At 65.5% G+C, this 11,464-nt stretch carries 8 protein-coding genes; 5 read left to right on the top strand and 3 right to left on the bottom strand.

Features of this window, described 5'->3' with window-relative positions:
• Nucleotides 1-2 precede the first annotated feature (2 nt).
• Genes RIN79_RS20070 through RIN79_RS20060 form a run of 3 tightly spaced genes read right to left on the bottom strand, consistent with a single transcriptional unit; the run spans nt 3 to nt 3,064 of the window.
• Nucleotides 3-863 (bottom strand): carbohydrate ABC transporter permease, encoded by an 861-nt coding sequence (locus tag RIN79_RS20070; RefSeq protein WP_309086481.1) that lies wholly within the window; start codon nt 861-863, stop codon nt 3-5.
• On the bottom strand, nt 860-1,795 hold the full coding sequence (locus RIN79_RS20065) for a sugar ABC transporter permease (RefSeq protein WP_309086480.1): 936 nt from the start codon (nt 1,793-1,795) through the stop codon (nt 860-862). The genes RIN79_RS20070 and RIN79_RS20065 overlap by 4 nt, the downstream gene beginning before the upstream one ends.
• Nucleotides 1,796-1,810: 15 nt before the next feature.
• Nucleotides 1,811-3,064: an extracellular solute-binding protein gene (locus RIN79_RS20060; RefSeq protein WP_309086479.1), complete on the bottom strand. Its 1,254-nt coding sequence runs from the start codon at nt 3,062-3,064 to the stop codon at nt 1,811-1,813.
• A gap of 183 nt (nt 3,065-3,247) precedes the next feature.
• Between RIN79_RS20060 and RIN79_RS20055 the strand changes: the two genes are divergently transcribed.
• The 5 genes from RIN79_RS20055 (at nt 3,248) to RIN79_RS20035 (ending at nt 11,205) form a co-directional block, all read left to right on the top strand.
• Nucleotides 3,248-4,522 carry an ROK family protein gene (locus RIN79_RS20055; RefSeq protein WP_309086477.1) on the top strand — a complete coding sequence of 425 codons (1,275 nt, stop codon included), beginning with the start codon at nt 3,248-3,250 and terminating at the stop codon, nt 4,520-4,522.
• The gene (locus RIN79_RS20050; protein WP_309086476.1) at nt 4,516-6,906 is read left to right on the top strand and encodes a PIG-L family deacetylase; all 2,391 of its coding nucleotides are present in this window, start codon (nt 4,516-4,518) and stop codon (nt 6,904-6,906) included. Before RIN79_RS20055 ends, RIN79_RS20050 begins: the two co-directional genes overlap by 7 nt.
• Complete coding sequence (locus tag RIN79_RS20045) at nt 6,903-7,772, top strand: DMT family transporter (RefSeq protein WP_375165987.1); 870 nt, start codon at nt 6,903-6,905, stop codon at nt 7,770-7,772. Before RIN79_RS20050 ends, RIN79_RS20045 begins: the two co-directional genes overlap by 4 nt.
• Nucleotides 7,773-8,135: 363 nt before the next feature.
• Nucleotides 8,136-9,938 (top strand): ABC transporter ATP-binding protein, encoded by a 1,803-nt coding sequence (locus tag RIN79_RS20040; protein ID WP_309086475.1) that lies wholly within the window; start codon nt 8,136-8,138, stop codon nt 9,936-9,938.
• Between the two features lie 139 nt (nt 9,939-10,077).
• On the top strand, nt 10,078-11,205 hold the full coding sequence (locus RIN79_RS20035) for an S-(hydroxymethyl)glutathione dehydrogenase/class III alcohol dehydrogenase (protein WP_309086474.1): 1,128 nt from the start codon (nt 10,078-10,080) through the stop codon (nt 11,203-11,205).
• Nucleotides 11,206-11,464: the final 259 nt, after the last annotated feature.

Raw genomic sequence — 11,464 nt, 5'->3', positions numbered from 1 at the left:
GGTCAGCCCTTCAGCCCAGCCAGCATGACGCCGCGCACGATGTAGCGTTGCAGCACGAGGAAAACGAGCAGCGTGGGAATCGTGGCCAGCGCCGCACCGGTCATGATCATCTCCCACTGGATCGACTGCTCGACGGCGAAGCTCGAGAGCCCGACCGGCAGCGTGTACATCTCGCGGCTGGTGACGACGATGAGCGGCCAGAAGAAGGCGGTCCAGTTGCCGAGGAAGGTGAAGATTGCGAGCGCCGAGAGGGCCGGCGTCACCATGGGCATGGCGATCTTCCACCAGATCGTGAATTCGTTGAGCCCGTCCACCCGCGCGGCCTCGATGAAGTCGTCCGGCACGGTCTCGAAAAACTGCTTCATCAGGAAGGTCCCGAAAGCCGTCATCATGCCCGGGAACATGATGCCCCAATAAGTATCCAGCCAGCCGAGCTGACTGGACATGAGATACCAGGGGATCACGAGCATCTCTGTCGGGATCATGAGGGTCGAGAGAATGGCGAGGAAGATGAAATAGCGCCCGCGGAAAGTGAATTTTGCCAGCGTATAGCCGACCAGGCTGTCGAAGAAGACGTTGGAGACGGTGACCGCCGTCGCCACGATCAACGAGTTGAGGAACCAGCGCAGGAACCGCCCGTCCGAGAGCACGCGGAGGTAATTGTCGAGCGTGGGATCCGCTGGGAAGAGCCGCAGGTCGTAAACCTGACCGGCCGATTTCAGCGAGGTCGAGAACATGTAGAGGAGCGGCGTGATCATGACGAGGCCGCCGATGAAGAGGAGCGTCCAGGCGACCACACGGCCCGGCCGGATGTTTTTCCGGTTGGCGGCAAGCTCGGTCGAGGGCGCGGCGACAGCGGTCATGCGCGCTTCCTCAACACCCAGAGCTGGAGGAGCGAGACGAGAAGCAGGATGGTGAACAGCACTACGGTCTGCGCCGCGGCATAGCCCATATCGTAGGAGGAGAAGGCCGTCTGGAAGATCATCAGCACCAGCGGCTTGGTGGAGTTGAGCGGGCCGCCCGGATCGTTGGTCGTCATGTTGTAGACCTGATCGAAGATGCGCAGGAAGCCGATGGAGGAGAAGACGACGAGGAAGACGGTGGTTGGTTTCAGGAGCGGCAGGGTGATCTTGCGCAGGATCGCCCACTCGCCGAGGCCGTCGATGCGCGCGGCCTCGTAATAGGTCGAGGGGATGGCGCGCAGGCCCGCCATGAAGATGATGATCTGGAAGCCGATGCCCGCCCAGATGGCCGTCACCATGATGGCGGGCAGCGCCTGGTCGACGGACCGGAGAAACGGCTGTTGCGGAATGCCGATCATGCCCAGGAAGCCGTTGATCACGCCGATGGGCACGGGCTGGTAGAACCACCGCCATACCCAGGCCATCGCCGCTGCCGTCGTGAGGAAGGGCAGGAAATAAAGCGCTCGGATGAAGCCGTGCATGAAGCGCACGCGGTCGAGATAGAAGGCGACGACGAAGGCGAGCACGAGGCTCACCGGCGTGCCGATGATGAGATAGGTGAATGTGTTGCGGAACACCTGCCAGAACAGCGGGTCTGCAAAGAGGCGGCGATAGTTTTCAAGACCGATGAAGGTGGCAGGCCTTAGGAGATCCCAGTCGGTGAAGGACAGCCAGAAAGCCTGGAAGGTGGGATAGAAGCGGATGCCGGCATAAAAGACGACCGGCAGGGCGAGGAAGCTCCACGCCCAAATCACGCGCTTGGTGCGGATCGACAGGCGATCCCAGAGCCCGGCGCTTTCCGCCGGACCCGCCTGCCGCGCGATCGTTGCCATCGCCCGCCGCCTGACTTACTGCTTGTAGAACCTGTCGAGGATCGCCTGTTCTTCCTGCGCCGCCTGGGCGACGGATGCGGCGGGATCCTGGTTCTGCAGGAGGACGCGGTTGGCCATGTCTATTGCCACCTGGCGCTGCGCCTGCTCGTCGACGAAGATGGTCGTATGGGCATATTCCAGACCCTTGAGGAACGGGCCGTAGATCGGATCGGCGAGGTTCTTCTCGGTCATGGCGACGGCCTTGCGCGCCGGCAGCTCGCCCACCACTTCGAGCCAGAGCTCCATCGCCTCGGGGGAAGAGATATAGGCGAGGAATTTCTGCGCCGCTTCCAGTTCCTCGCCTTCCGCCGTCGCGCCGATGGCATTTGCAAAATAGCTCGAATAGTTGGAGCGCAGGCCCTCGGCATTGGCCGGCAGTTCCGTCACGCCCCATTCGAAGGGGTTGTTGGCGAAGGCGCCGAGACGGAAGGTGCCGTCGATCGTCATGGCCGCGAGGCCGGCGCGGAATGCCGCCTGCCCTTCGTCCATGAAGCCCGCCTGCCCCACCTTGTGCACCGTCTGCAGGTCGGTGATGAATTTGAGCGCCGTAACGCCGGCTTCGTCATTATACGCAACCTGCTTCCCATCGTCGGAATATGGCTGGCCGCCATTCTGGCGGATGAGCACCTCGCGCCACCACTGGTGGTCCTGCCCTTCCATGGCGATGGTGATGCCCGCCGAAGTCATGTTGCCGCCGCCATCGCGCTTGACGGTAGCCTCCGCCGCCTTGACCAGTTCGTCGAGCGTCTGCGGCGGCTTGTTGGGGTCGAGCCCTGCTTCCTGGAACAGCTGCTTGTTGTAGAAGAGCGCCAGGGAGCGTACGGCTGTCGGCAGGCCGTAATACTGATCGCCCCGCTTCATGGCAGAGACGATGGGGAAGAATTCGCTCTCGATCTGCTCATAGGGGAAGACTGCCGGATCGAGCGGCTTGATCAGTTCGCCGGCAACGAAATTGTCGAGCCAGCCATAGAAGAGCTGAACCACATCAGGGCCCTGCCCCGCCAGCTTCGCGGCCGTCACGCGCGTCTGGTAGTCGGCATAGGGGAAGGTCACATGCTTGACGGTAATGTCCGGATTGGCCTCCTGGAACTTCTGGATGAGCTGGTCCATGGCCTGGACGCGCGTATCGAAGACATACTGCCAGTATTCGATCTCCACGGCCTTCGCCGAGCCCATGGCGAGAAAGCTGACGCCGGCGACGAGCCCGGCCAAACGGATCCTGCTGCGCATGTGAAGCCTCCTTTTCCGCCGCTGGCGCTACGGCTGCGGCGTGTTCCCCGAGAAGCGGACTTACCTGCTCCCTCGACCTATGGTCATCGCAGCGCTCGAGGCTTGTCAATAAAATAATCTACTTGAGTTATTTGGCCCGGAAAAATAGCTTTTCGGTCCGAAGCCTCGCCATACGGCCGGAGCATGATCAGGCAGCAGAAGAGCACAGAGCGGCGAGCGGTTGCGATCGGCAGCAATCCCGAACGGAACCGGGCGCACAACCGCCGCGTGGTGCTGGAGGTCATACGCGTCCACGGCCATCTCGGCCGCACCGAGATCGCCCGCCACGCCCATCTGACGCCTCAGGCGGTGGCCAATATCGTCGACGAGCTGATCGGGGAAGGCATGCTGATCGAGCTCGGCAGGCTGCGCAGCGGCCGCGGCCAGCCGCCAATCCAGTTCGCTTTCAATCCGGACGGGCCGCTGACGGCCGGCGTGGAAGTGGCCGCCGACCATATGGTGACGGTGCTGCTCGACCTTGCGGGCGGACTGCGGGCGGAGGCGATCACACCCCTGGAGCGGGCCGATCCCGGGCACGTGCCGCAGCGCATCGCCGAGGAAATCGCTACTTTGCGCGCCAGGCTCGATTCCGCCGTTCCCCGCCTGCTGGGCGTGGGCGTGGTGATGCCCGGTCCTTTCGAGATCGAGGGCATGAGTTCCGTGGGCCCGGCCACGCTGCCCGGCTGGACCGGCATCGATGCGGCGCCTCTGATCGCCGAAGCCACGGGCGAGGCGGTGGCCCTCGACAATGACGCGACGGCGGCGGCTGTGGGCGAGCGGCTCTATGGGGCGGGCCGGCAGATCGGCAGTTTCTGCTACCTCTATTTCGGCGTCGGGCTCGGCCTGGGCGTGATCCAGGACGGACGCCCGTTGCGCGGCGCTTTCGGCAATGCGGGCGAGATAGGCCATGTGGTGCTTGCCCCGCGCAACCGCGCCGTGAGCTATGGGCCCGAGGGGGCGCTAGAGCGCGTCGCCTCCGTCTTCGCCCTGCGTGAGCGGCTTGCCGCGGCCGGGCTCAAGGCCGGCAGCATTGACGCTCTCCACGCGCTGTTCGCGTCGCGTAACGCCGTGGTGACAGCGTGGATCGAGGAAGCGGCCGATCACCTTGCGCCGGCAGTCGCCATGCTCGAGAACATTTTCGACCCGGAGACGGTCATCTTCGGCGGCGGCCTCCCCGATGCGGTGCTCGACGCGGTGATCGCGGCGCTGGAGCCGCTTCCGGTCTCCGTCGCCACGCGCCGCAACCGCGCCCTACCGCGCGTGATGCGCGGCCAGACGGGCCAGCTCACCGCAGCTCTCGGAGCGGCCGCATTGCCTCTGCTCGACACGGTCTCCCCGCATCTGAGCGTCGCCCCGCCCCCCAGCCGGCCGATGCGCCTTGTGCAAAACACCTTTCACAACGGGAAAGCCCCATGCTGACCGCCCGCGAGCGCCTCGAGCGCCGGAAAGCGCGCCCTGCCCTTGTCGAACTCTACCGCGCGCTCTCCCGCCTCACCTCTACCCTGACGGTCATGAACACCGGCGCCCATCCGGACGACGAGGAGAGCGGGATGCTTGCCGCCCTGCGCTTCGCCTACGGGATGCGAGTGATCATCGCCTGCTCGACGCGCGGCGAAGGCGGGCAGAACAGCTTGGGCCCGGAGCGCGGCGGCGCGTTGGGCGTGCTGCGCACGCGGGAACTGGAAGAGGCGGCGCGCACGCTCGACGCCGATGTGGTTTGGCTCGGGCATGGGCCGGACGATCCGGTGCATGATTTCGGCTTCTCGAAAGACGGCAAGGACACGCTTGCCCGCTGGGGCCGCGAGCGCCTTCTCGAAAGGCTCGTGCGCGCCTATCGCGCCGAGCGGCCGGACATCGTCATTCCGACCTTCCTCGACGTGCCGGGCCAGCATGGGCATCACCGCGCCATGACCGAGGCGGCGGAGGAGGCGGTGAGCTTGGCCGCCGATCCGCATGCTTTCCCGGAGCATCTCGCCGGGGGCCTTACTCCATGGCAGGTGGGCAAATTCTATCTGCCGGCATGGTCCGGCGGCGGCGGCACCTATGACGACGAGGTCCCGCCGCCCAATGCCACGGTGACGGTCAGCGCTCCCGGCGCCGATCCGGCGACCGGAGCCGCCTATGCAGAAATCGGCGAATGGTCGCGCGCTTTCCACGCCTCGCAGGGCATGGGAGAGTGGCAGCCCGAGCCACAAGCGGAATGGCCCCTGCACCTGAAGCTCGGCGGCAGCGGCGGCGAAACCGACATCCGGGACGGCCTGCCCGCGACCTTGGCCGATCTCGCCTCCGGTCTCGGCAAGGAGGCCGGCGACCAGCTCCACACCGCCCAGGCGAGGATCGAGCTGGCGCTCGGCGCGTTCCCGCAGCGTGTCGAGATCATCGAGAATCTGGCCGCGGCGGCGCGCCACATCGAAATTGCACAGAGCCTTCTTTCCGAGGAGGAGAAGGAGCGGTTCGGCCACCGCCTGGCGAGGAAACTGGCCGAGATCGACGCGGCACTTGCCTGCGCCGCGGGCCTGACGGCGACGGTCTGGGCGGAGCCTGCCGTGCTCGCGCCCGGCGGCAGCGGAACCCTTCATGTGCATATCGGGCCGAACGAGGCTGCCTTCATCGAGATCGAGCCTATTCTGCCAGAGGGCATTTCATGCGGCCAAGCCAGGCGGGAAAATTCGCTCGCATCCTTCCCCCTGACGGTCTCCGGGGAAGCGCCGGTGCGCAATGCCTATCCGCCGCAGTTTTCCAGCCTCCTCGGCGGCGCGGGCGCCGCTGTGGCGCTTCATGCGGAAATCGGCGGCCGAAAGGCGAGAATTCTTGTCGAGCCGGAACAGCCCATCGATATCGTGCCCGCACATTCCGTTGCGCTTTCCCCTGACGCGGCGATCGTCTCGACGTGCTCGGCGCCCGGCCCGATTCCCGTTCGCACCGACATCGACGGCCCGAAGGCGTCCCTTGAGCTTGCCGCAGCCCCACGCATTGCGGTGAAGAAAACCGCCGAGGGTTTTGAGATCGAGATCGCGCGCGACATCCAGCCCGGCCGCTACAGCCTGCGCGCGACCGTCGACGGCGCCCAAGCCTATCGGCAGACGCCCGTCGCCTATCCTCATATCGGCCGCACCCGCTTCATCGCTCCGCAAAACCTCGACGTGCTCGTGCTCGACCTTCGGCTGCCGGAAGGCACGCGGGTCGGCTATATCGGCGGCGGCAGCGACCGCGTCGGCCTTTGGCTGAAGCGCATGGGGCTCGACGTGACGGAGCTCGACGAGGCGGGACTGCGTGGCGATCTCTCCCGCTTCAGCACCATCGTTGTCGGCATCTTCGCCTTCGGGCTGCGCCCCGATCTCTCCGCCGCCACGGAAAAGCTGCATGAATGGATTGCGGCAGGCGGCCATCTCGTGACGCTCTATCACCGCCCGTCGGACGGCTGGTCGCCCGAAAAAACGCCGCCGCGCCGGCTCGTCATCGGCTCGCCCTCTCTGCGATGGCGCGTGACGGACCCCGCCTCCCCCGTGGACATCCTTGCGCCTGAGCACCCGCTGCTCACCGGCCCGAACAGGATCGGCCAGGAGGATTTTTCAGGCTGGGACAAGGAGCGCGGTCTCTACTTCGCCAGCAGGTGGGATGACGCCTATGAACCCCTCCTTGCCATGCACGATGCCGGCGAGGCGCCGCTGAAAGGTTCGCTCCTCTCCGCCCGTGTCGGCAGAGGTCGGCACACGCATACGAGCCTCGTGCTGCACCACCAGCTCGACAAGCTCGTGCCCGGGGCGTTCCGCCTGATGGCAAACCTCGTGCAGTCCGCTTGAGCGGGGTGTCGACAGGGGACCGGGCGGCCAACCGCATCGCCGCGGCGTGGCTCCTCACGGATATGACGCTGGTTTCGGCCATGAGCGCGCTGGTCAAGATCGAGGGCGCCACCTATCCGGCAATCCAGATCGTCTTCATCCGGTCGCTGATCGGCTTTGTAACCGTCCTGCCGCTTGCCTGGCGGTACTGGCCCGAAATCGTCGGGACCCGGCGCCTCGGCTGCCATCTCCTGCGTGTCGCCTGCCATGCCGCCGCGCTCTCGGGAAACTTCATCGCCCTGACGATGCTTCCGCTTGCCCTTGTGACGGCGATCGGCTTCACCCGGCCATTGGTCGTCATGGTTCTTGCCGTGCTGCTCCTTGCCGAGCGCATCGGCGCGATCCGCTGGATCGGCACAGCGGCGGGTTTCGCCGGCGTGCTGGTGATGGTCACGCCCGGCAGCGCGCCGCTCAATCTCGGGCTCGTTGCCTGCTTCTGCTCTGTCTTTTTCGGCGCCTTGTCGATCATCCAGATCCGCGCGCTGAAGGACGAGAACACCGCCGTGCTGATGGTCTTCTATTCGGTAGGCGTCACCGCGTTGATCGCCGTTCCGGCCACCGCGGTCTGGCAGCCGGTCGCGCCCGCGGACTGGCCGACATTGCTCGCCATCGGCGTGCTCGCCCAGCTTGGACAGTTCTGCTACCTGCGCGCCTATCAGTCCGCGCCCGCCAATTTCCTGGCGCCGCTCGGCTACCTCTCGCTGATTTTCGCCACCGCCACGGGATATTTCATCTTCGCCGAGGTGCCGGGCTGGACCACGCTCCTGGGCGTGGCGATCATCCTCGGGGCGCTGCAGATGACCAACTATTTCGAGCGCCGTGTCTGAAGCGCTGACCGACGGAGCGGTTCGCCCCTGTTGCAGCCGGAACACACCCTTGCGGAATGATCTTTGAGGGCTTGGCGAGGAGGCGGCGCGCCTATATGAAGCATCTTCCCGTTTTGTCCTTCGAAGGAGGCCACGAATGCGAGCATTCGGCTCTTCCCATGAAGGCAGCGGCTTGATGTCCCGGCAGCACCGTTAGGTCGCAGACCGCCGACCGCGCCGGACCGTCAAGGCGACTGCCGCCCGAGCGCCTCCGCCGAGGAGCGCTTCGCATTAGCCGGCAGCGTTTCCGGACGGGTTTTCGTCCGGCGCCATTCTTCAAAACATCGATTTTGGGACCGGATGCGTCTGCATCCGGCGAACATCATGACTTCCTTCCGCAATGCCCTCAGGGGCAATGCCTTTCGCGATGTGTTCCGTTTCTGCGCCGTCCATTGGCGGCGGCAGCCGGGCAGGCTCGCCGTGATCATCCTGGCCGTGCTGGTCTCCACCATGGCGGACGTGCTGACGCCGCTCTATTCCGGACGGCTGGTGGATGCCGTGGCCAGGGGTGCAGCAACGGACGAAGTGGCCTGGAACGCGGCTGTTGCCGCATTCCTCATGCTGCTTGCTCTCTCCGGCGGCGCCATTGCGCTCAGGCACATCGCCTTTATGGGGATCATCGAGCTGACGCTGAAGATGATGACCGAGATCGCGTCGGATGCCTTTCACCGGGTGCAGCGCTTTTCGACGGACTGGCACGCCAACAGCTTTACCGGGTCGACGGTGCGGAAGATCACGCGCGGCATCTGGGCGCTGGACCTTCTGAACGACACGATCCTGGTGGCGCTGTTTCCTTCGGCGGTGATGCTGGTGGGATCGACCCTCCTGCTTGGCTGGTACTGGCCGATGATGGGCGCCATCGTCGCCGCTGGCTCCATCATCTACGTGGCTCTCACGGTGACGCTGTCGCTCGGCTATGTGGCTCCCGCCGCGAGCCTCGCCAATGCCTGGGACACCAAGCTCGGTGGCTCCCTCGCCGACGCCGTCTCCTGCAACCCGGTGGTGAAAGCCTTCGGCGCCGAGGGGCGCGAGGACGGGCGGCTCGGCCGTGTGATCGAGAAGTGGCGCAGCCGCACCCGCCGCACCTGGGTGCGCGGCACGATCAACGGCACGACGCAGGGGGTCACCCTGATCGTGCTGCGCGCCGCAGTGATCGGCTTTGCGATCATGCTGTGGAGCGGCGGACGGGCGACCGCCGGCGACATCGCCTTTGTGCTGACCGCCTTCTTCGTGCTGCAGGGCTATCTGCGCGATGTGGGCATGCATGTGCGCAACGTGCAGCGCTCGGTGAACGACCTGGAGGAACTCGTCGCCATCCACGACGAAGCGCTCGGGATCGAGGATGCGCCGGGAGCCAGGCCCATTGCCATCAAGGAAGGCCGCATCGATTTCGAGAAGGTGACCTTCCATTACGGCGGTCACGCCACTCCGCTCTACAAGGATTTCTCCCTGACGATCCGCGGCGGCGAGCGCGTCGGCCATGTCGGGCATTCAGGCTCTGGCAAGACGACATTCGTGAAGCTGGTCCAGCGGCTCTATGACGTCACCGGCGGGCGCATCCTGATCGACGGCCAGGACATTTCGCAGGTGCAGCAGTCGTCGCTGCGCGCGCAGATCGCCATCGTGCAGCAGGAGCCGATCCTGTTCCACCGGTCGCTGGCGGAAAACATCGCCTATGCCCGTCCGGGTGCCACGATGAGGGAGATCGAGCAGGCGGCGAAGCTGGCGAGTGCGCACGACTTCATCGAGACGCTGCCCAAGGGCTATGCGACTCTCGTGGGCGAACGCGGCATCAAGCTTTCGGGCGGCGAGCGGCAGCGCGTGGCGATCGCCCGGGCCTTCCTCGCCGACGCGCCGATCCTCATCTTCGACGAGGCGACGTCGAGCCTCGATTCGGAATCGGAGGTGCTGATCCAGGAGGCGATGGAGCGGCTGATGGTCGGCCGCACGACGCTGGTGATCGCGCACCGGCTCTCGACCGTACGTTCGCTCGATCGGCTGCTCGTCTTCGACAAGGGCCGCGTGATCGAGGAGGGCGATCACGCCCAGCTCATCCGGCGCCAGGGCGGCATCTATCGCCGGCTCTTCGAGCGGCAGGCGCTCGAGCTCACCAAGGGCTTTGCTTGACGAGGCTCCGGCCCTCCGCGATAGGGGGGGCCGGGCGCCGTTCACCCTGGCACAGGCGCGCAAAGCATGTAACATGACGGCGTCTTCCGGCCCCTCGTCGAGGACCGGTCGCCTGTCGAGCCAAGAGGGAGGCAAGTTCATGAAAACCCGCGCTGCTGTCGCCGTTGCCGCCGGAAAACCGCTCGAGATCATGGAGGTCGATCTGGACGGCCCCCGCGAAGGCGAGGTGATGGTCGAGATCAAGGCGACGGGCATCTGCCATACCGACGACTTCACCCTCTCCGGCGCCGATCCAGAAGGCCTGTTCCCGGCCATCCTCGGCCATGAGGGGGCCGGCGTGGTGGTGGAGGTCGGGCCGGGCGTGAGTAGCGTCAGGAAGGGCGACCACGTCATCCCGCTCTATACGCCCGAATGCCGCCAGTGCCCCTCCTGCCTGTCGCGCAAGACGAATCTGTGCACCGCTATCCGCGCCACGCAGGGACAGGGCGTGATGCCGGACGGCACCTCGCGCTTCTCCCTGAATGGCGAGAAGCTGCACCACTATATGGGCTGCTCGACCTTCTCCAACTTCACCGTGCTGCCGGAGATCGCGGTGGCGAAGGTGAACCCGGACGCGCCCTTCGACAAGATCTGCTATATCGGCTGCGGCGTGACCACCGGCATCGGCGCGGTGATCAACACGGCCAAGGTGGAGATCGGCTCCACGGCAATCGTCTTCGGGCTCGGGGGCATCGGCCTCAATGTCATCCAGGGCCTGAAACTTGCCGGCGCCGACATGATCATCGGCGTCGACCTCAACAATTCGAAGAAGGAATGGGGCGAGCGCTTCGGCATGACGCATTTCGTCAACCCGAAGGAGGTGGGAGGCGACCTGGTGCCCTATCTCGTGAACATGACCAAGCGCGGCGCCGACCAGATCGGCGGGGCCGACTACACCTTCGACTGCACGGGCAATGTGACCGTCATGCGCCAGGCGCTGGAATCGGCCCATCGCGGGTGGGGCCAGTCGATCATCATCGGCGTGGCAGGTGCCGGCCAGGAGATTTCGACACGGCCATTCCAGCTCGTCACGGGCCGCGTCTGGAAGGGGACGGCGTTCGGCGGCGCACGCGGCCGCACCGACGTGCCGAAGATCGTCGACTGGTATCTGGACGGCAAGATCGAGATCGACCCGATGATCACCCACACACTGAAGCTGGAGGAGATCAACGAGGGTTTCGAGCTGATGCATGCGGGCGAAAGCATCCGAAGCGTGGTGGTGTATTAGAATGCCCACCCCCCCTTAGTGGGGAGAATGAAGGCGCGCGTCATCGCCGCCACGCCCGGCTTTCGCCGTCTGGCCATTGAAGAAGGTGGGAAGCGGGGCGGGCCTCTTCTCCGCCCCGGCTGCACCCAATGGAGGGGGTGGTCTTTGCCGGGCCGAAGGAAAAGCCCTAGCGGCTTCTCCGCGGTTTCCGCAGTGTCGTCTCTCACCCGACACCCGTTTTTCCGAGATGCAGTCTCTGACCCTGCATCCCGGCACCGCC

The sequence above is a fragment of the Chelativorans sp. genome, assembly GCF_031180965.1.
Lineage (GTDB): Bacteria > Pseudomonadota > Alphaproteobacteria > Rhizobiales > Rhizobiaceae > Chelativorans.
The sequence above is the reverse complement of the archived record's forward strand: the minus strand, read 5'-3'. Positions and strand labels throughout refer to the sequence as shown.

What these genes read in the sequence shown, in the direction of transcription:
- RIN79_RS20035 (WP_309086474.1), top strand. Translation starts at nt 10,078, where the DNA reads ATGAAAACCCGCGCTGCTGTCGCCGTTGCCGCCGGAAAACCGCTCGAG.
- RIN79_RS20065 (WP_309086480.1), bottom strand. Translation starts at nt 1,795, where the DNA reads ATGGCAACGATCGCGCGGCAGGCGGGTCCGGCGGAAAGCGCCGGGCTC.
- RIN79_RS20060 (WP_309086479.1), bottom strand. Translation starts at nt 3,064, where the DNA reads ATGCGCAGCAGGATCCGTTTGGCCGGGCTCGTCGCCGGCGTCAGCTTT.
- RIN79_RS20055 (WP_309086477.1), top strand. Translation starts at nt 3,248, where the DNA reads ATGATCAGGCAGCAGAAGAGCACAGAGCGGCGAGCGGTTGCGATCGGC.
- RIN79_RS20040 (WP_309086475.1), top strand. Translation starts at nt 8,136, where the DNA reads ATGACTTCCTTCCGCAATGCCCTCAGGGGCAATGCCTTTCGCGATGTG.
- RIN79_RS20050 (WP_309086476.1), top strand. Translation starts at nt 4,516, where the DNA reads ATGCTGACCGCCCGCGAGCGCCTCGAGCGCCGGAAAGCGCGCCCTGCC.
- RIN79_RS20070 (WP_309086481.1), bottom strand. Translation starts at nt 863, where the DNA reads ATGACCGCTGTCGCCGCGCCCTCGACCGAGCTTGCCGCCAACCGGAAA.